Source organism: Rhodococcus koreensis (assembly GCF_017068375.1).
Lineage (GTDB): Bacteria > Actinomycetota > Actinomycetes > Mycobacteriales > Mycobacteriaceae > Rhodococcus_F > Rhodococcus_F koreensis.
On record NZ_CP070610.1, the window covers coordinates 529840 to 549677 of the forward strand.

Here is a 19838-nt window from a genome sequence, read left to right on the forward strand (position 1 = left end):
ACCCACACGTGAGGATCAGAATGTTCCAGCGGACGGGCGCAGCTGCTCCTATTCTCTTATTGTCAAAGGATTATCCGAGCGATGCTCGTGACCTCGCACCCGCCCTGGTGGCGGTGTTGTCGGTGGCCGTCGCGCTCTCCACTGCGGTGGGCACGGAGCGACAACTGCGGCAGAAGTCCGCCCGGATGCGCACCCATCCCCTGGTCGGCCTCGGAGCCGCACTGTTCACGATCGTCAGCAGGTACGGACGACCCAAGAAAGACATGTGGCGTGAGGCACATTTCAGCGATCGGAGCAGGCGGCGGATCTACCCTATCCTCGCACCGGAGACACGAAGGAACAGGTCGACAAACCAATACCGCACCAGCCACACCTACACTGGCTGGCAGGGATTGGTGCACACCGGTCTGCCGAGATCCGTAGATCCGGTCGAGAATTTCACCCGCTGTCAAACGCCCGAGGTGACATCAGCGGCGCCCACAACCCAGGCACACCAACGCGGAACCACACCGCCCAACGGGAGCGCACCCCTTCCCGGACGCACACCGGGACGAGTGCGGTCATGACGTACGCGGCGGGTACCTGCTGCACGTCCCGGCGAGACCCGGCCGGAGCGGACTACACTCCGACCGGGCCACTTCGGCCCACCTGGTTTCACCCGCATCTCGGGGCCTCGGACGCGTATGCCTCAGCAGCCGCGACAGTTTCAGCGTCCGCTGATACTCCAGCTGCGGTCTCGGCGTCGAGGGCTCGACCCGTCCCGCACCGACAGCCGCGAACCGCCCACCGCACATACCCGGCAACGTCGTCACCCCTCACCCGACACAGATCAGCACACCCACAACCGCCACAGCAACCAGCGAGGCGCCGCCACAGATCAGCCACGCCCGCGTTGCCAGCTGCCGCCACCGATCGCACCGCTCGTCCACGGAGCGTCCAATGGGCTGCTGCGACAATATTTTCCGAAGGGAACTGATCTGTCGCGATACAAGTCCCGTGAGCTTCAGGCGGTCGCCGATGCGCTCACCAACCGACCCCGAAAAGTGCACGGTTGGAGAACTCCAGCGGAAGTACTTGCCGAACAAGTACACTCGTCCTCACGGCACGGTGTTGCGACGACCGGTTGAATCCGCCCTGCCTCCCGCCTGGTCCTCGAGCAAAGCAGGGGTCTTTCTTCTCGTCGGCCAGCGCGACCAATGGATCAAATGCCGGGACGATCGCCCCGACGGTCAGAAGGTCCCGAACAGACCACCGTAGTCAACGCTGCACCGAGCCGCGCTGATCGACTCCCATTAATTTAGGGTAACCGAATCACGAAGGTCCCCAGCCTTGCGGCGGGCGACGTTCGTGATTCTCGCTATGCGGGTGGCTCCCAACAGGTCTCTTCCTGCCCCTCCGCATAGAGCTTGGCGCCGACCACCCCGACGACCCGCTCCAAGGTTCGCAGCAGCGTGATCGCCTTCTCCATGGGAGAGCGGAAACAGGCCGTCACGCACAGTCCCTGATCGCGTGTAGAGAGGTGTAGGTCATCGAGCCTCACGTGCCGAGCGTGGAAGACTGAGCCGACACGCAGCAGTAATGACGTGCTCGGCGACCCCTCGCCGGAAAGGCAGCTGAGGTGGCTAGGATCCTTCATGACGCACCGCTACTTGCGAATCATGTCGTTGATCGACTGGCCTGTCTTCGCTGTCCGGTGACCCCACACATCGACCTTGGTCATCCGCACAGAGGCATCGCGCGGAGTCATCTGCTTGCCGGCCCAGCCGTACTCCATTTGGATGCCGGGGGATGGGGTGCGGCAGTAGAACGACACCATAGCGTCGTTGGTATGGCGACCGAGCGTGAGGGTCACACCGAACTCGGAATCCTGCACCAGGTCATAGGCGATGCCGACATCGTCCAGTTCGCCGACCTCCAGCATGAAATGCTGGAGCCGGGAGTCGCGGTCTTTCGTCACCCCGTACAGAGCGATGGTGTGTTCCCTTGGCCCACAGCGCAGGAACGCGGTGGCCGAGTCACCCTGGTACATGTAGTCGCTCACCAGGAAACCCAGCACGTCGGTGTAGAACGCGACGCTCGTCTCGAAGTCGGAAACCCCGATCACTGCGTGCCCCAGCCCCTGTGTACCCGTGACGAACCGGGAGACGCCTCGAGGAGATTGGAAGGTGTAGTCGCAGAACTGGCCGTAGAACAATTCGAGCACGTTGCCCGCCGGATCCTCGAAACGGAGCAACTCCTCCACGCTGCGTTGCTCCGCCGCGCTGCCTGAGATCCGCTTCACCACGACCCCAGCGGCCTCCAGTGCCCGCTTCGCGCGGCCCAGCTCCGCTGGGCCCTGAACCTCGAAGCCCAGGTACGATAGCTGAGCTCGCTCACCGGGGTGCACCGCGATCCGCCACGCACGCTCGTCGATCTTCAGCATGACGGAACCATCATCCGTGGTGACTCGAGCAACACAGATCCGCCAGGTCGTCGCCGCGGGCCTGCAGCAGGGTCGTCGCCTCGTCCACGTTCAGAGTGGCGCCGTCACGGGCACGTCGCAGCACCCGCCGCATCACCGACGGAGCCTCGATGTATGTGGCCTTTGAGCATTCTTCAGTCAACACATGTCCTGTCTACGGCTTTACGTTCCGAACGAGGAACCAGGAGGATGACCCGCTTCGCTGGCATTTGGATCGAGAGCGTGCGTATCGCCAGCGAGCACAAGAACCCCGACGTCCCGCATACCGCGCAGAGGGCCCCTCGCGTCGCTATTGGATTGGATTGTGCGCTCGCCCAGCAGATGATCGCAACGTCCGGCCGCAGTCGTCACTCCCCGGACTAGAGGAATCTGGTGCTCTCCCCACGTCCCGCATCCTTTGGAGCGTCCTGCGCTCTTCCTCGGTGTAGCCGCCCCAGATACCGTGGCGTTCGTAGGCTTCGAGTGCGTAGTTGAGGCACCTCGCGCGCACGGGGCATCGTAGGCAGATACGTTTGGCTGCACGTATCCGACTCGCGCGTGGTTCGCCTCGTTCGTTGTCGGGATGGAAGAACACCGTGGGATCGGCGTCCCGGCACGCGGCGGACAGTTGCCAATCCCAGGACTCTGCGCTCGGCGACGGAAGCCGTACCGCTAATGCAGGCAAACGTGTTGTCCTCTCGCCCGTTGGTAGGCGCGTATCAACCCTGCGGTGGAGCTATCCCCGTCATAAGCTGCGCCGTCTGTGTCCCAGAGGGCAGGGCCCAGTTCCAGAGCAGATGTCTTGCCGAGTTCGACTCCCCACTGGTCGAACGAGTCGATGCCCCATACGATTCCTTGTACGAATACTTGGTGTTCGTACAAGGCGATCAACTGTCCGAGAGTCGACGGCGTGAGCTTCGTGCCCAAGATTGTTGTCGAAGGCCTGTTTCCCGGCATAACCTTGTGTGGGACGAGCTCGGCGGGTGTCCCGTCTTCGGCGATCTCCGCTTCGGTCCTGCCGAACGCGAGAACTTTCGATTGTGCGAAGAGGTTCGCGGTCAACACATCGTGCATGGATCCGATGCCGTCGAGGGTGGGTAGATCCTCCACCGGCTCCGTAAATCCCACGAAGTCGACGGGAATCAGGTGTGTGCCCTGGTGCAGGAGCTGATGGAACGCATGCTGTCCGTTCGTGCCTGGTTCTCCCCAGAAAACTTCACCTGTGAAGGTTCCGACCGGAGTACCGTCCGCTCGCACCGATTTACCATTCGATTCCATGGTCAGTTGTTGCAGGTACGCCGGAAACCTGGCCAGGTCGTTCGCGTACGGCAGCACAGCCCGCGAGTCGGCACCGAAGAAGCTTGAGTACCACACACCGAGCATGCCTAGGATGACGGGCGCATTCGATTCCAATGGCGCGGTGCGGAAATGCTCGTCGATCGCCCGCATTCCGCCGAGGAACTCGGTGAACCGGTCCCGTCCGATCGCGATCATCACCGACAGTCCGACGGCGGACCCGACCGAGTACCGTCCGCCCACCCATTCCCAAAAGCCGAACATGTTGTCGGCGGCGATGCCGAATGCGGTGACCCGTGCAGCGTCGGTGGACACCGCAACGAAATGGCTCGATACCGCATCCTCCCCCAGTGCGCCGGTGATCCAGCGTCGGGCAGCGGATGCGTTCGTCATCGTCTCCAGCGTGGAGAAAGTCTTGGAGACAACGACGAACAGCGTGGTACGCGGGTCCAGGTCGGTCAGATTCGACAGCAGATCCGCGGGGTCGATATTGGAGACGAACCGTACCTCAGGCCCGTCGACGTAGTGACGCAAGGCGCGATAGACCATGGCCGGACCGAGGTCGGATCCACCGATTCCGATGTTCACCACAGTACGAATTCGCTCGCCTGTAGCCCCGCGCCAGACACCGGTCCGGACACGATCGGTGAACTCACCCATCTGCCCCAGCACCGCGTGCACGTCCTCGATCACGTTCTGTCCGTCGACGATCAGCTCGCGCTCGGGGTTCGCGCGCAGAGCAGTGTGCAGAACAGCCCGGTCCTCGGAGGTGTTGATATGGTCGCCGGTGAACATCGCCTCACGGTGGCGTTCCACTCCAGCGGCCCGGGCGAGGTCGAGGAGCAGGCCCACCGTCTCGCGCGTGACACGATGCTTGCTGTAATCGATGTAGAGATCGCCGGCCGTGACATTCAGATTTTCGCCCCGATGGGGATCGGCGTCGAAAAGTTGTCGAAGGTGCGTGGCCGCGACTTCCCAGTGGTGATCGGACAGTTTCTGCCACAGCGGTGTCGTGGTGATGTTGTGTGTCATGCGAGTCCTCGCAGCCGCGGGGCAAGGTCTTTCTCGAACAACTCGAGGAACCGCTTCTGATCGTGGCCCGGAGCGTGGAAGACCAGGTGGTTCAATCCCGCATCGAGATACGGGCGGATCTGCGCCACCGCCTCATCCGGATCCGACGCCACGATCCACCGCTTCGCCACCTGCTCGATCGGCAACGCATCCGCCGCCTTCTCCATCTCGATCGGATCATCGATGCTGTGCTTCTGCTCCGGCGTCAACGACAACGGCGCCCAGAACCGCGTGTTCTCCAGCGCCAACTCCGGATCCGTGTCATACGAAATCTTGATCTCGATCATCTTGTCGATCTCCGCCACATCACGGCCGGCCTTCGCCGCCCCCTCCGCGACCGCAGGCAGCAACTTCTCCGTGTACAACTCCATGCCCTTACCGGACGTGCAGATGAACCCGTCACCGCTCCGACCGGCATACCGGGCCACCACCGGACCACCGGCCGCGATATACACCGGAATCCCACCCTCGGGCACGTCGTAGATCGACGCCCCCTTCGTGGTGAAGTAGTCCCCCTCGAAATCGACGCGATCCCCGAGCCACAGCTCACGCATCAACCGGACCGCCTCCCGCAGCCGCGCGAACCGCTCCTTGAACTCCGGCCACTGACCCGCGAAACCTGTCGCGATCTCGTTGAGCGCCTCACCGGTACCCACCCCGAGCATGATCCGCCCCGGATACAGACACCCCATCGTCGCGAACGCCTGCGCCACCACCGCCGGGTTGTACCGGAACGTCGGCGTCATCACCGACGTCCCCAACTGCAACCGCTCCGTCCGCTCCCCGACCGCCGTCATCCACGCCAACGAGAACGGCGCATGACCACCCTCGTGCCGCCACGGCTGGAAATGATCCGACACCGTCGCCGAATCCATACCGTGTGCCTCCGCCAGAACACCCAGCTCCACCAACTCCCGCGGACCGAACTGCTCCGCAGACGCCTTGTAACCCAACTTGATCATGACTGTGCCGCCTCCAAGGTCCGGACCTGATGTCCGCCGAATTGCTGCCGCAGGGACGAAACCGCCTTCATTGTCGGCGAATCGGGCTGTCGGGATGAGAATCGTGCGAACAGGGCGGCCGAGATCACCGGAACCGGCACGGCGTGCGCGATGGCCTCCTCGACGGTCCACCGGCCCTCACCCGAGTCTTCCGTGTATCCGGAGATCGAGCTCAAACCCGGGTCCTCCCGCAGCGCCGAGACGAGAAGGTCGAGTAACCAGGAGCGCACCACTGTGCCCTTCTGCCACGCCCCCATCACAGCGTCGGGGGCAGTGATTCGGGGTTCGGCGGCCAGCAGTTCGTAGCCCTCGGCGTACGCCTGCATCAACCCGTACTCGATACCGTTGTGCACCATCTTTGCGTAGTGGCCGGCGCCGACCGGACCGGCATGCACGAAACCCTCGTCCCGCTTCCCTTCGGGCCGCAGTGCGTCGAAGATCGGCATCGCGCGAGCCACATCCGCATCCCCGCCGCCCACCATCAGCCCGTAGCCCTCTTCCAGGCCCCATACTCCCCCGGACACGCCGCAGTCCAGGTAACCGATTCCACGCTCCCGCAGGACATCCGCGTGCACCTCGTCATCGGAGAAGCGAGAATTGCCTCCATCGATGACAAGGTCCCCCGCCGCCAACAAACCGCGCAGTGCGTCGATCACACTGCGGGTCGGCTCACCCGCGGGAACCATCACCCAGACCACCCGCGGACTGCTGAGACGAGTCACCAGTGCAGCCAATGACCCCACATCCCGGATCGACGGATCGGCGTCAAACCCGATGACTTCATGACCGGCGGCGCGAACACGCTCACGCATGTTTCCGCCCATCCGCCCTAGACCTATCAAACCCAATTGCATCGGAAGCTCCTCGACAGTTGTGTGGCGATCGGCGCGGGATCCAGACTCCACCGCTGCACGACATCGCGCATCGAATGCCTGTAATCATGCCGTTCATCCCGCTGAACTGTCAATATCTGCGCACTTATCGCTAGAATCGTGGAGCCCCAACCAGATTTCACACAGTGCCGATGCCGAGGAGAGAGTCGTGTCCGCCACGGAAAGACGAGGTCAGATACTCCAACGCCTCCAAGTCGACGGCTACGTCGAGGCCAAAATCCTCTCGCGCGAACTCGGCGTCGACACATCCACGATTCGGCGCGATCTCGACACGCTGGTTCGGTCCGGCCACGCCGAACGGACCCACGGAGGAGCCCGACCCGTCACCGGCGCATCATCCGAGATCCCCTATGCGGTGAAGGAAACCGAGCACCGACAAGAAAAGACCGCGATCGCGCATCTTGCGGCACAGCAGGTAACAGATGGCCAAACCATCATTCTCGACAGCGGGTCAACCACCTACCAGGTGGCCCGCGAACTTCGCCACAAGGCCGATCTGACGATCATCACCAACGACCTCCGAATCGGGAAGTATGTGGCCACCATCCCCGGCACACGACTACTCGTGACCGGCGGTGAGCTGCTCGGATCCGTCTTCACGCTCGTCGGTGAACGCGCCGTCGACTTTCTGTCCGACTACTCGGCCGACTGGGCCTTCCTCGGCGCAGACGCCATCGACCCCATCGCGGGCATCACCAACAGCAACACCCTCGAAGTTCCACTCAAGCGGGCAATAATCTCGGCAGCAACTCGCACCGCAGTCGTCGCCGACAGTTCCAAACTCGGACACCGCGCCCTCGCCAAAGTCGCCGCGATCGACGAAGTCGACATGATCCTCACCGACACCGGACTTCCGGGCGCCCAGGCCGAACAGTACGGCGACCAAGTTGTCCGTGCGCGCGTAGCTGACGACCATCAGCAGAACAACTAAGCTACTCCCAACATCGAGACTCCACCCCCTCGGCGACCAGGAACTCGGCCAGCTTGGACAGGCTCCAGGTCGAGAACGGCAGGTCGCGCTCGGTCGGGGTGGACTTGGCGATCTTCTTGATCTCCCGGCGTCCGGACAGAGTGAACTTCTTCGGTCTTCCCCCTTTGCATTTCGGGTACAGCGAGTCGAACCCGTCGGTGTTGAAATTGTGGATCTCGTCCCGGACCGCTGGTGAAGCTGACCTCGCGAATTGGCGACAGGCATCCGTTGGGCGGACAGTAAGTTCATCTGCGCCCGCCGCCAGGTCACCACGGATCCGGTGCCTCGGCGCACGATGCGCAGCAGCCGTTTCCACTCGTCATCATCGATCTCCCGAACCCGCACTCGCTCTGCCATCTGATCAGGATGACCGAGGTAGCGTCCAGCGACCGGCAATCAAGCGGCGCGTCGGACCAACGGGGAAACAAACCCGCGTGCGGCACTAGGCCCGAATAGGGGACAGTATTGCAGATTCCGCGTCCGCCGCCTCGGGTGAGGCGACCGCCGCCAGGGACGGGCGACCACGGGATGAGCGCAGCCGTCCCGCCGACTACGTCCCAGCAACGCCGCATCGCTGACGGCGACGAGCCTGTTCTCCGACGACCCGAGCGCGCTCATCCACAATGCCTCACGCTGGCATGCGCGCGCCGTGAACACCCTCGCACTGCACGCACTCAGGGGATCATTTCTGCGGCTTCCCGTTGCCGCCCAGAGAGATACAGTTCTTGGACCTTGCTGCAGACCTCGCCCCATCCCATCCGCACGAATATATCGTTATGGAAGTTTACGTCCTTGGCGCCCATTCCTCCTGCATACAGCGCAATTACGGATTTGATCCGTGCTGCCGCAGTCTCGACGTCGTCGTGCTCGCTGACCCAGATCACGCCGGCTACATCGAAGGAGTTCTGATCGCGGCGGGCGGTGGGTCGGGCGAAGCCCTCGGTCAGTGCTTTCCGGTAGAAGTCGTCGGATTTCGGCGAGAACCACAGTGGTAACCATCCATCAGCGATTTCGGCTGCGAGCGCCACATTCTTCGGTCCTTCGGCTCCCAGGTAGACAGGGATGTCGGAGCCCAACGGGTGTACGGTCGATTTCAGTGGTTTGCCCAGTCCGGCGGCGCCGTCCCCGGTGTACGGCAACTGATAGTGGCGGCCGGAGTAGGCCACCGGCTCGTTCCGGGTCCACACTGCCCCGCATGATCTCGACGTATTCCCGGGTTCGCACCAACGGCCGCGGGTAGGGCTGTCCGTACCAGCCTTCGACTACCTGAGGGCCCGACGCCCCGATACCTACCACCATCCGGCCACTGCTCAGATGATCGATGGTTGCAGCGGCCATCGCCAGCGCGATGGGGGTTCGCGCCGATATCTGACACATCGCAGTACCCAACCGCATCGCGGACGTGCGAGTCCCCCACCACGCGAGCGGCGAGATCGCATCCGAACCGTAGCTTTCTGCGGTCCACATGCTTTCGACGCCGACCTCCTCGGCCTCGGCCAACACCCGCTCGACGTTCTTCGGCGGCCCAGCCCCCCAGTAGCCAACACCAATTCCGAATGACATCATCGCCGATTCCGCCATGCCCGTCGTGCCCGCCCCACCGCGGCGGGCGGGCACGGTTGCGCGGTGTACCCGTCGTCGGTCACCGACGCAGAGTGGACGACCCTCGAACCGCTGTTGCCCGCGCCCGGCAGCACGGCAGGCCGCGGCGGCAGACCCGAGAAGCATTGCCGCCTTCTAATAGTGGACGCCATCTTGTACATCGTCCGCAGTGGTATCGCGTGGCGGCAACTGCCGATGGAGTTCCCGCCAGCCGGGACGGTGTACGCGGTCTTCGCCCGCTGGTCCCACAGCGGCGCGTGGCAGCGCATCGTCGACGCGCTGCGCGACCGCCTGCGAGTGCGTGACGGGCGGGACCGGTGCCCGACCGCGGCGATCATCTACTCGCAGACGGTGCCGGCCGCGGATACCGTGCCCCGATCGAGCCGCGACTGGGATGGCGGCAAGAGAACGAACGGCGTCAAGCGACACGTTGCCATGGATGTGAACGGACTGCTGCTCGCCGTCGTCGTCACCGCTGCCTCGATCCAGGACCGACGCCGCGCACCGACTCCTGACCGCACTGCGCGGCAGGTTCTCCACCATCCGGCTGGTCTGGGCCGACGGCGGTTATCCCGGACGGCTGCCCGTCTGGGCGAAAGACGTTCTCGCCCTGCCTATACAGATCATCAAACGCATCCCCGACGCCCCCGGCTTCCACGTCCGACCCCGCGTGTGGGGGGTCGAGAGAAGTTTCGCGTGGATCAACAAGCACCGCCGCTGCGTGCGAGACTACGAAACCAGACCCGACCACCACGAGGCCATGGTTCACATCGCGACGATCGCGACCATGACGAGGCGGCTCGCCCGAACCTGACGGTTTTCAAACGCACTCTCACAATCCTGACACCCGTGCTTGCGAGGAGTCAGGCCGTGGCCGCCCCACCGGACGGGACACCGCCGATCCGACCCGTTGATCGGTAGTCGATGATGCAATTTAGTCGCATCTGCGATTATTTGACACTAGGCTATTTCGGCAATAGCCTGATTCACGTCACTTCAACGCCTCGCTGAGTGAATGCGCTTTTGCATGCCGCCGGCCTGAAGTTCGGCGCGACAGACGACCTGCAAGGGAGTGCCCGATGACCACCACCCACACGATTCCCCCGGAGACCGGTTTCGATGAACTGGTCGCCCTGGAACCCGAGGCCCGCAAGTGCCCGTTCCCGACGTACTCCACCCTGCAAGCGGACCACCCGATCGCCTACAGCGACACCCTGAATGCGTGGGTGATCACCCGCCACGACGACATCCTCACGATCCTGCGCCAGCCTGAGGTCTTCTCCAGCCGACAGCAGAGCGGGCCGAGCTCGGTGACCGCGCTCGCCGAACGGGTGGTGGCCGACGACAGCTACCCCGATGCCACCCGGGACCACGCGGCACGGCGCCTGCGGCTGAGCAAGTCGCCCGTCCTGGTGAACTCCGATCCGCCGGAGCATCGCCGGCAACGTCGACTGGTCACCTCCGCCTTCTCCCCCCGCAGCGTCGACTCGATGGTGCCGGCCATCACCGAGATCGCCGAGACCATCGTCGACGCCGCGGTCGCCGCGGGCAAGGTCGACCTGGTGCAGAACTTCACCTTTCCGTTCCCGATGACGGTGATCGCCCGGATCCTCGGCGTCCCGGAGGCGAAGATGGAGGTCTTCAAACTGTGGACCATCGCCTTCACGCGGGGGGTCGGGGCGAATGATCTCGACCGCGAACAGATCATCGAGCTGTTCGCGGCGGTCGACGACTTCTACGACTACTTCACCGAGCAGATCGCCGACCGCGAACGTGAGCCGAAGGACGACCTGCTGACCGCCGTCGTGCAGTCCCGGATCGACGGCGAACGCCCGCTCACCGAAGACGAACTCCTGCAGATGCTGGTTCAGTTCCTGGTTGCGGGCAACGAGACGACCACCAACCTCATCGGCAGCTGCCTGCTGCGATTGTCCGGCGACCCCGAGCTGCTCGCCGGACTCCAGGCGGACATGTCCCGGATTCCCGACTTCGTCGAGGAGGTCCTGCGACTCGAGTCGCCCACCCAGGGTATGTATCGCACCCTCACCCGGGACTACGACCTCGCCGGGATCCACCTGCCCGCCGGGAGCATGGTCTTCATGATCTATGCGGCGGCCAACCGCGATCCCGAGGTCTTCAAGTGCCCGCACGACGTCTCCGAGGAGAACGACCCGAAGCGTCACCTCTCTTTCGGACGCGGCGAACACCTCTGCCTCGGCATGCACCTCGCCCGCCGCGAAGCGATCATCGCGCTCGAGGCGCTCCTGTCTCGCATCGAGAAGATCATCCCGGAGCGCGCCACCACGGAGATCGACTACAACCGCAGCTTCATTCTGCGGGGGATCACCGCACTGCCGGTGGAACTCGTCGCGAAGACGTAGCGACGGCACAAGTGGTCGGCCCGGGCCCCTGCGGCGCGGCCGGCCCGGCGAGGCGAAGTGGGATACTTGCTCGATGACCACCCGTCCGGCCGGCAATCTACCGGTGGAACTGACAAGTTTCGTCGGCCGGCGCGAAGATCTGACACGGGCGAGAACCCTGCTGGGCACCAGCCGACTGCTCACCCTGACCGGAGTCGGCGGGGTCGGCAAGACCCGGCTGGCGTTCGCGGTCGCCGGCAGCGTCCGTCGCGAGTTCCCTGACGGGGTGTGGATCGTCGAACTCGCCGATCTGCGCCAGGGTGGCCTGCTGGTGCAGACGATCTGCCGCCAGTTGGGTCTCCCCAACGATTCTGCCGACGCCTTCGGCCAGCTCGCCGAGCATGCGGCGACCAGACGGCTCCTCTTGGTTCTCGACAACTGTGAGCACCTCATCGACGCCTGCTCAGAGCTGGTGCGCCGGTTGCTCTCCGTGTCGCCGTCGGTCAGGATTCTGGCGACCAGCCGGCATCGGCTCGGTGTCGAGGGTGAGCAATTGCTGCCGGTCAGTCCGCTGACCATCGACTCGCCGGGCGGCCTGGGCGAAGCGATGGTGTTGTTCGAAGAGCGCGCGTCGGCCGCCAAACCCGATTTCCGGATCACCGACGACAACCGTGCGGCCGTGGAGGAGATCTGCCGCAGCCTCGAGGGCCTGCCCCTGGCCATCGAGTTGGCAGCGGCGAACATCCGGATCTTCAACCCGGCCGAGATCGCCTCTCGCCTCGGCGATACCGCGTTGCTGACCTCGACCGAGCGGACCCGCACCGCCCGGCACCGGACCCTCCAGTCGGTCGTCGACTGGAGCTACCGATTGTGTTCACCTCGCGAACGTCAGGTGTGGGAACAACTCTCGGTCTTCTCCGGAGGTTTCACCGCTGAGACGGCCGACGGCGTCTGCCTGCCGGCCGAGCCGGGGAACGGCGTCCTGCACGAACTGATCGCGTTGCTCGACAAGTCGATGATCGTTCGGATCGACGACGAGAAGGCCCAGCGAGGCCGCTACCGGCTGCTCGAACCGATGCGCCAGTTCGCACTCGAGAAACGGGAATCGTCCGCCGCCGCCGCCGCAATCCGTATCCGTCACCGCGACTACTTCCTGCGCCTCGCGCAGCGTTCCGACACCGACTACTGCAGCCCGGACGACATCGAATGGTTCGCCCGTACCCGAGCCGAGCACGCGAACATCCGAGAGGCGATGGCGTTCAGCGTGGCCGAGCCGGGACAAGCTGGGGTAACCCTCGAGATGGTGCGCGCGATGCGGCCCTACTGGTCACAGTCGGGAACCATGGTGGAGGGATTCCAGTGGTCGGTCCGCGCGCTCGAGCAACTCACCGAGCCGACGCCGGAGCGCGCGATGGGCCTGGCCACCGGCAGCCTCCTCGGCTTCCTCATCGGCGAGATCGACCGGGCACACGCGATGCTCCGCGAACACAACGAGCTGGCGGAGCAGCTGGGGACCGATGAGTTCACGTTCCGGGCACACTTCGCAGCCGCCCTCGAGGCATCGTTGCGTCGGGACGGGAGCCGGGCCTTCGAGATCGCCGAGCAGGCGCTCGAACTGGACACCGCTCGAGCCGATCCCGGACTGGTCGCCGACTGTATGGCACTGTCCGCGCTCTACGCGTTCATCACCGAACACCCGGATGCCGAGAAGTTCACGCAGCGTCACCTGGACTACGCCGACCGCCATCAGGGGCATCTGGTGCGGGCAACCGCCCTGGGACCCATGGGGATCGTGCGTTGGCACCAGGGCGACACCGCCGCCGCCGAGGCCCTGATGGCCGAGGCGATAGACCTGTACGCGGCGTTCGACTATCCGGGGATGACCGTGGTCGCCATCGACGTGATCGGGTGGTGTGCCGCCGACAGCGATCCCCCGCGATCTGCGGCACTCCTGGGAGCGGCCGCGACGCTGTGGCACCAGCACAGTCACATGAAGCTGGCGCAGGCAGCGCTCGATCCGGTCACCCGGATCGTCGAGAAGCGGCTGCGCCAGATGATGGGCGATGCCGCGTTCGTGTCGGCCTTCGACCAGGGGCGGGCCCTGACGCTCGACGAAACGGTGCGACTCGCGCGCGGCGCCGACGGCCCGACCGAGCCCCGACCGGCTGCACCGGCTCGCCGGTCCGGCGTCACCCGTCGCGAACAGCAAGTGGCCGAACTGGTGGCCGACGGTCTGACCAACAAGGAGATCGCGGCCAAGCTCGTGATCTCCGCGAGAACCGTCGACGCTCACGTCGATCACATCCTGACCAAGCTGGGCTTCCGCTCACGGACCCAGATCGCACGGTGGATCAGCGCGACCGACGACGCCTGACAGCCGTCAGGGCACGGCAGCGAGGTAGGCCAGAGCCTCCACGCCGGCCGGCGTGATCCGGACGTGACCGCGTTCGGTCGGGCCGCTCGCACCGGTGATCAACCCGAGTTCGACGAGACGCTCCAGGACCGAGGCGCTGGTTGTCGCGACCCCGTTCCGCACCACCGGAGAATCCGCGCTCGCCGTGCCGACCATCGCCGTCGCCAACTCGTCGACCGCGACCCGTTCCAGTACGTCCAGCTGCATTGCGTTCATTTCCGGCCTCCTTTTGCCGCTTCCCAGCTTGACGTGCACGGAGGCCGGCGACCATTCGGAAAAGCACCTAAGTCGCTACCTATGTTCTGCATCACATCGACGCATGTAGGCGATTCAAGTCACGTGCCTTAGGTGGGACGACCTCAGCAGGAACGGAAGTCCGGCGAGCGCTTCTCGAAGAAGGCGCGGGCGCCTTCTCGGGACTCCTTGGAACGGAAGGACAAGGCCTGCCCCACCGCCTCGGCCTCGATCGCATCGGCGAACGAGCGCTCGAAGGAGGCGTTGAGCTGCTGCTTGATCACCGACAGGGCGCGCCGGGGGCCGTCGGCGAGCCGGTCGGCCCACTTGTCGACCAGCGCGTCGAGCTCGGCGGCCGGAACAGCACGGTTGACCAGCCCCATCTCCCCCGCCTCGACGCCGCTGACCCGGGCGGCGAGGAACATGATCTCCTTGGCGCGGCCCAGACCGACCAGCCTCGGCACCAGCCAGGAACCCCCGCCGTCGATGGACAGACCGCGTTCGGCGAAGATCTCGCCGAACACCGCGTCGTCGGCGGCGGCCACGAGGTCGGCGCACAGCGCGAGGTTCGCGCCATACCCGACCGCCCCACCGCGGACCTTCGCGATCACCGGCAGCGGTAGATCGTGGATCAGCGAGCACAGATGCCCGACGCGGCGCATGAAGGTCATCTCGTCGGGCAGGATCTTCTCCGACAGGTCCATGCCGGAGCAGAATGAGGTTCCGGCACCGGTCATCACCAGGACCCGGCAGCGGTCGTCGGCCCACACCAACTCGAGTGCGACGATCGTCTCGTCCACCATCTGCTTGTTCAGCCCGTTCTTGCGGTCGGGCCGGTTCAAGGTCAGGGTCGCGACGCCGGATTCGCTGACGTCCAGCAGCACCGCCGGCTCGCTCATCGGACCGCAGCCTGCAGCAAGAGCCCGGCGAAGCGCGACCGGTGTTCGGCCGGGGTGCCGAACAGGACCTCGAGCACCTTGGCCCGCCGGAGATAGAGGTGGGCGTCGTGCTCCCAGGTGAAGCCGATGCCGCCCAGGATGTGGAGTGACGCATCGGCGACGAACATCGCTGCGTCGCCGCACCTCGCCTGAGCCATGCTCGCGGCCACCGACAGGTCCCGGGCGGTCACCTCCGACCGCTCGTCGAGGTAGGCGTCCGCGGCGACGACGGCGATGTCGAGCGACGACCGTCCGAGCTCCACGGCCATGAGCAGGTCGACGAGCTGGTGCTTGATGGCCTGGAACTGACCGATCGGGCGATCGAACTGCACCCGGTCCTTGGCCCACGCGACCGCCGCCTCATGGCAGTGCTGCGCGATGCCCACCTGTTCCGCGGCGATGAGCACCAGGGCGAGATCGGCCGCGGCCCCGAGCGGAACCCCTACACCGAGCAGGGACGCCGGTGCGCCATCGAACTCGACGGTCGCCATGCCCCGCGTCAGATCGAGACCGACCGCCGCTGTCCGCGTGAGACCGGGCGCGTCCGCGTCGACCGCCACCACCGCGACGTCGCCGCCGAGCACGACCGGAACCAGCAGTACGTCGGCGTGCATTCCGTCCAGCACGAACTCGAACGTCCCACTGACGCTGATCTTTTCGTTGCCTTTCTCGCTGCGCGCCCCGGCCGACGGGCCGGGTGTCGTCGATGCCGGATCGGACCAGCACACCGTCGCGGTCCGCCCGTCCTCGCCGAGTTGGCTCAGCAGTTCCGTCGCCGGGCCCGTACCGACCAGCCGCAGCAACGATCCGGCGATGCCGATCGAGGACAGCCCCGGCACCACCGCCAGGGTCCGGGCCAGGTTCTCGACGACGACCGCGAGCTCGGTGACACCCGCGCCCGCACCGCCCTGGGCTTCCGGGACCAGCAGGGCGCCGAGTCCCATCTGCTCGGTCAGGACCTTCCACAACCGCCCGTCGCGTTCCGGGCGGCCGTGATCGTCGAGGAATTCCCGGGGCCCGGCCGAGGCGGCATCGCGCACCGCCTCGGCCAGCGCCGCTCGTTCCTGTGCATCGACAGCCATCTCGATCTCCTACTTGCTCCGGGCCCGCCGGGCGACTGGCGACTGCTCGTCCCGGGACGGCAACGCGATGGTCGCCGCGCCGGGCATGACATCGGCGCCGCGCTGATTGCGGGCGAACGTTCGCAGTTCCACCACATGCTCGCCGTCGGAGGTGACCGACTTGCCGGTCACCTCACCGCCGAGGGTGACCACGTCGGAGAGGTAGACGAAGCCCCGGTACTCGGAACTGCAGTCGCGGACCCAACCCTGGTCGCCGCACCAGTTGGTGAGGAGCTGCGTCTGCCAGCACTGTCGCTGGAAGCCGACGTCGTACTGGAAGGCCACACCCATCGCGTTCGCGGCCGCCTTGTTGTAGTGCACCGCGTAGATCGGTTCGCTGGAACCCATCACCGGGTCGCGGAACGACCATGCCGGATGGGTCTGGTAGTCGACGAGTGCGGCGGCATGCGCCTTGAGTCGCGGGATCGGGGTGCCGCCCCCGGCGATGAAGGCGACCTCGTCGGTCAGCCCGATCGGCCCCTTGGTCAGCGTCTGGATCGGGTCACCGACCTCGACGTCTTCCCAGTAGCGCGCCTGCGCGCCGCGTGGCGTCTCGCTCAGCACCCGCGCCTCGACCTCGCGGATCTCCTCCTCCTGCCACGGATGCGGCAGCACCAGCTCCGGCTTGCCGGAGTCCGATGCCGCGGCCTTGGACCGGGACTTGGCCGAGCCACGCTCGAAGTTCACCACTTGCCAGTCGATCTCGGCGACGAGTTCGTCGTGCTGGTTGCGGTAGGAGTTGACGAAGTGGTCGGTCACCATCTGGCCGGCGAACTTGCTCGGCCGCGGTCCGGTGAAGCCGTCGTAGCAGCAGGTCGCGGTGATCGTGTCACCCCAGTAGACCGGCTGATGGAAATGCGCCTGGGTGGCGTTGTGGAACGCCCCGAGTCCCGGCCAACCGAACTGGATGCCGGAGAAGCAGCCGATCACGAAGGACGGCGGGGCCACCGGGGCACCGAAGTCGGACTTCGCCGCGTGTTCCGCGTCGGTCCACAGCGGGTTGACGTCCCCGATGCCGCCGGCGAACTTGATCACCGCGATACGGGTGGCCTCTTCGTTGTTGATCGAATGATCGATGCGCAGATCCACCCCGGCCCGGGCCTTCATGGACGCGATCATCTCGTCGGTAATGACCGCCTCGGGCATCTTCGCCTCGGTGGTCTTGTCCACCGGCGCTGCGGCCTTCTCAGTGGTGGTCATCGCGCGGCAGCCTTCTCCGGATTCGCGGTCCAGGTGCTCGCGCCACTGGGGACACCGGCCTCGGCCACTGCCCGGCTCAGCCCGTCGAGGGTCCATCGGCCGTCGCCCATGAGCTTCCACTCCGGGTCCTTGGTCCACGGCTGGATACGCTGCACCCGCGAGCCGCCGACCAGGAAGACCTCGCCGGTGAGGGGGCACTCCGGTGACAGCAAATATCCGACGAAGGGCGACACGTTGGCCGGATCGAAGCGGTCGAACTCGCCGTCCCTGCCGGCCAGTGCGTCACCGAAGGCGCTCTCGGTGAGGCGGGTACGCGCCTGCGGCAGGATCGCGTTGACCCGGACGCCGTAACGCTTGAGTTCCTTGCTTGCGACCTGCGTCAGGCTGGCGACTGCGGCCTTGGCGGCCGAGTAGTTGGTCTGGCCGGGATTGCCGAACACACCCGATTCGCTGCTGGTGTTGACGACCGAGCCGGTCACCTGCTCACCTGCCTTGCTCTGTTCGCGCCAGAAGCGCGAGACCTCTCGGGTCATGAGGAAGGTGCCGCGAAGGTTGACGCGGAGCACGAGGTCCCAGTCGGCGTCGTCGATGTTCACCAGCACGCGGTCACGCAGGATGCCGGCGTTGTTGACCAATCCGTCCACACCGCCGAAGGTGTCGATCGCGGTGGCCACGATCCGGCTCGCGCCGGCCGAGTCGGCGACGTCGTCACCGTTGGCGACGGCTCGGCCACCGGCGGCGATGATCTCGTCGACCACGTCCTGGGCCGGGCCGGCCGCGGCGCCGCTGCCGTCCTGTGCGCCGCCGAGGTCGTTGACCACCACATTGGCGCCCTCGGCCGCGAACAGCAGAGCGTGTTCACGTCCGATACCCCGGCCCGCGCCGGTGACGATGACTGTTCTTCCGTCGAGGTGTCCCATCGAGTTTCCTTACCTGTGAGTCGTCTCCCTTGCGGGAGAGCGCAATTCGAGATGCCGGCCGCTAGTGGCGGACCGGCGTGTCCTTGGGGAGTCGCAGAACGCGCTCGGCGACGGTGTTGCGGTGGATCTCGTCGGTCCCGCCACCGATGCGCATACCGGGCACGCTGAGCACGAATTCCGACCACGCATACGTGCGCGGCGCACCTGTGTCGGCGACGAGTCGCGGACCCAGTACGACGGTGACCAGCTCGCCCAGTGCCTGCAGGTTCGCTGTCAGTGCCAGCTTCCCGAGCGACATCTCCGGCCCCGGCACCCCGTTGGCCTTGAGATTGGCGTCGGCGCGGCGACGCATCGCCTTGGCCGAGGTCACCCCGGAGTACACCTTCGCGAAGGCCTCGATCACCGCCGGATTCTCGTGTCGTCCGAGATCGGCGATCCAGGCGGCGAGGTCGTCCATCCGGAACAGTCCACTACCGCCGCTCGACGAGCCGCCGATGGCGTTGCGCTCGTGCATGAGCATCGCGATGGCGACCGACCAGCCCTCGCCGATCTCGCCGAGCCTGCACCAGTCCGGCAGCGTGACGTCGGTGAGGAAGACCTCGTTGAAGTCGGCGGCTCCGGTGATCTGGCGCAGCGGCCGCACCTCGACGCCGGGAGCCCGCATGTCGACGACGAAGGCGGTCAGGTTCTTGTGCCGCGGCCCGTCGCTCGTACGGGTCAGGGCGATCCCGATGTCGGAGTAGTGAGCGCCCGAGGTCCACACCTTCTGACCGTTGAGCGTCCACTCGCCGCCCGCCGCATGCGGTACCGCCTTGGTACGGACGGCGGCGAGATCGGAACCCGCAGCGGGCTCACTGAAGAGCTGGCAACCGATCACGTCGGCCCGGCGCAGGCCGGTGAGCCACTTCCGCTCGGCCTCCGGGGACCCGAACTGCGCCAATGTCGGCGCCACCATGCCCAGACTCACCGACAGCGGCCCCTTCGACGGGATCGGGAACTCCCGCTCGGCCGCGGAGAAGGCGCGCTCGTAGGCGGCCGGCAGGCCGGCTCCGCCGCGGTCTGCCGCCCCGGTGATCCAGCCGAAGCCGGCGTCGAACGCCGCACGCTGGTATTCGACTGCGGCACTGAGTTCTTCGTCGGTCGACCCGGAGAACAGGGCGTACCGGGACTTCACCGGGCCCGCCCCCGCCGACCCGTTTCGGCCGTCGGCAACGGTCCCGAGGAACCGCCGGGCCCCGTCCACGAACTCGTCGATAGTCGGAGTCATCACTTCACCACCTTTCAGAGGTCATCCCAGCTCTTACTCTGGTTTAAGACTGTCTACGTGTAGATCATTTACCTGGAGGGCACCGGTCCTCGACGCCCGCACACGGCCGGGC

Annotated in this window: 17 protein-coding genes and 4 pseudogenes; 6 read left to right on the forward strand and 15 right to left on the reverse strand. The window is 65.7% G+C overall.

Going from position 1 to position 19838, the window contains the following annotated elements:
• The first annotated feature begins 20 nt into the window (after nt 1-20).
• The gene (locus JWS14_RS52020; protein ID WP_420855165.1) at nt 21-566 is read left to right on the forward strand and encodes an MgtC/SapB family protein; all 546 of its coding nucleotides are present in this window, start codon (nt 21-23) and stop codon (nt 564-566) included.
• A gap of 369 nt (nt 567-935) precedes the next feature.
• Nucleotides 936-1127, forward strand: a pseudogene (locus tag JWS14_RS50745) (IS30 family transposase); the annotation flags it as partial.
• Nucleotides 1128-1357: 230 nt separating this feature from the next.
• On the opposite strand, the gene JWS14_RS51330 reads toward JWS14_RS50745, so the two are convergent.
• From JWS14_RS51330 to gnd, 7 genes are all read right to left on the reverse strand, one after another.
• The gene (locus JWS14_RS51330) at nt 1358-1492 is read right to left on the reverse strand and encodes a hypothetical protein (RefSeq protein WP_259376151.1); all 135 of its coding nucleotides are present in this window, start codon (nt 1490-1492) and stop codon (nt 1358-1360) included.
• A 153-nt stretch (nt 1493-1645) separates the two neighbouring features.
• A complete protein-coding gene (locus tag JWS14_RS43435; RefSeq protein WP_206016529.1) occupies nt 1646-2422 on the reverse strand; it encodes a VOC family protein in 777 nt (258 codons plus the stop codon).
• A 10-nt stretch (nt 2423-2432) separates the two neighbouring features.
• Entirely contained in the window at nt 2433-2606 is a 174-nt protein-coding gene (locus JWS14_RS43440) for a hypothetical protein (RefSeq protein ID WP_166680714.1), read from the reverse strand.
• 144 nt (nt 2607-2750) lie between these two features.
• Complete coding sequence (locus JWS14_RS43445; protein WP_206016530.1) at nt 2751-3125, reverse strand: WhiB family transcriptional regulator; 375 nt, start codon at nt 3123-3125, stop codon at nt 2751-2753.
• A complete protein-coding gene (gene pgi, locus JWS14_RS43450; RefSeq protein ID WP_206016531.1) occupies nt 3113-4768 on the reverse strand; it encodes a glucose-6-phosphate isomerase in 1656 nt (551 codons plus the stop codon). The genes JWS14_RS43445 and pgi overlap by 13 nt, the downstream gene beginning before the upstream one ends.
• The gene (gene fgd, locus JWS14_RS43455; RefSeq protein WP_133987138.1) at nt 4765-5769 is read right to left on the reverse strand and encodes a glucose-6-phosphate dehydrogenase (coenzyme-F420); all 1005 of its coding nucleotides are present in this window, start codon (nt 5767-5769) and stop codon (nt 4765-4767) included. The genes pgi and fgd overlap by 4 nt, the downstream gene beginning before the upstream one ends.
• Nucleotides 5766-6713: a phosphogluconate dehydrogenase (NAD(+)-dependent, decarboxylating) gene (gene gnd / locus JWS14_RS43460; RefSeq protein ID WP_338051689.1), complete on the reverse strand. Its 948-nt coding sequence runs from the start codon at nt 6711-6713 to the stop codon at nt 5766-5768. The genes fgd and gnd overlap by 4 nt, the downstream gene beginning before the upstream one ends.
• A 136-nt stretch (nt 6714-6849) precedes the next feature.
• Here gnd and JWS14_RS43465 point away from each other — a divergent pair, with 136 nt between their 5' ends.
• Nucleotides 6850-7632, forward strand: a complete 783-nt coding sequence (locus tag JWS14_RS43465; protein ID WP_133987142.1) for a DeoR/GlpR family DNA-binding transcription regulator — start codon at nt 6850-6852, stop codon at nt 7630-7632.
• 22 nt (nt 7633-7654) lie between these two features.
• Here the strand turns inward: JWS14_RS43465 and JWS14_RS43470 are convergent.
• A pseudogene (locus JWS14_RS43470) lies at nt 7655-8028 on the reverse strand (helix-turn-helix domain-containing protein); the annotation flags it as partial.
• A 320-nt stretch (nt 8029-8348) separates the two neighbouring features.
• Nucleotides 8349-9234: pseudogene (locus JWS14_RS43475) on the reverse strand (LLM class F420-dependent oxidoreductase); the annotation flags it as partial.
• Nucleotides 9235-9297: 63 nt separating this feature from the next.
• On the opposite strand from JWS14_RS43475, the pseudogene JWS14_RS43480 reads away from it, so the two are divergent.
• The 3 genes and pseudogenes from JWS14_RS43480 to JWS14_RS43490 all read left to right on the forward strand — a co-directional run bounded on the left by JWS14_RS43480 (nt 9298) and on the right by JWS14_RS43490 (nt 14007).
• Nucleotides 9298-10087, forward strand: a pseudogene (locus tag JWS14_RS43480) (IS5 family transposase).
• A 265-nt stretch (nt 10088-10352) separates the two neighbouring features.
• Nucleotides 10353-11654 (forward strand): cytochrome P450, encoded by a 1302-nt coding sequence (locus JWS14_RS43485; RefSeq protein WP_133987144.1) that lies wholly within the window; start codon nt 10353-10355, stop codon nt 11652-11654.
• Between the two features lie 73 nt (nt 11655-11727).
• Complete coding sequence (locus JWS14_RS43490; RefSeq protein WP_206016532.1) at nt 11728-14007, forward strand: ATP-binding protein; 2280 nt, start codon at nt 11728-11730, stop codon at nt 14005-14007.
• A 6-nt stretch (nt 14008-14013) separates the two neighbouring features.
• On the opposite strand, the gene JWS14_RS43495 is transcribed toward JWS14_RS43490, so the two are convergent.
• The 6 genes from JWS14_RS43495 to JWS14_RS43520 all read right to left on the reverse strand — a co-directional run bounded on the left by JWS14_RS43495 (nt 14014) and on the right by JWS14_RS43520 (nt 19726).
• Nucleotides 14014-14262, reverse strand: a complete 249-nt coding sequence (locus JWS14_RS43495) for a hypothetical protein (protein WP_133987148.1) — start codon at nt 14260-14262, stop codon at nt 14014-14016.
• A gap of 143 nt (nt 14263-14405) precedes the next feature.
• Nucleotides 14406-15179 carry an enoyl-CoA hydratase-related protein gene (locus tag JWS14_RS43500; protein WP_206016533.1) on the reverse strand — a complete coding sequence of 258 codons (774 nt, stop codon included), beginning with the start codon at nt 15177-15179 and terminating at the stop codon, nt 14406-14408.
• On the reverse strand, nt 15176-16300 hold the full coding sequence (locus JWS14_RS43505; RefSeq protein ID WP_206016534.1) for an acyl-CoA dehydrogenase family protein: 1125 nt from the start codon (nt 16298-16300) through the stop codon (nt 15176-15178). Before JWS14_RS43505 ends, JWS14_RS43500 begins: the two co-directional genes overlap by 4 nt.
• Nucleotides 16301-16309: 9 nt before the next feature.
• Complete coding sequence (locus JWS14_RS43510; RefSeq protein WP_206016535.1) at nt 16310-17539, reverse strand: FAS1-like dehydratase domain-containing protein; 1230 nt, start codon at nt 17537-17539, stop codon at nt 16310-16312.
• On the reverse strand, nt 17536-18459 hold the full coding sequence (locus JWS14_RS43515; protein ID WP_206016536.1) for an SDR family oxidoreductase: 924 nt from the start codon (nt 18457-18459) through the stop codon (nt 17536-17538). The genes JWS14_RS43510 and JWS14_RS43515 overlap by 4 nt, the downstream gene beginning before the upstream one ends.
• Nucleotides 18460-18520: 61 nt before the next feature.
• The gene (locus JWS14_RS43520) at nt 18521-19726 is read right to left on the reverse strand and encodes an acyl-CoA dehydrogenase family protein (protein ID WP_206016947.1); all 1206 of its coding nucleotides are present in this window, start codon (nt 19724-19726) and stop codon (nt 18521-18523) included.
• Between the last annotated feature and the right edge of the window lie 112 nt (nt 19727-19838).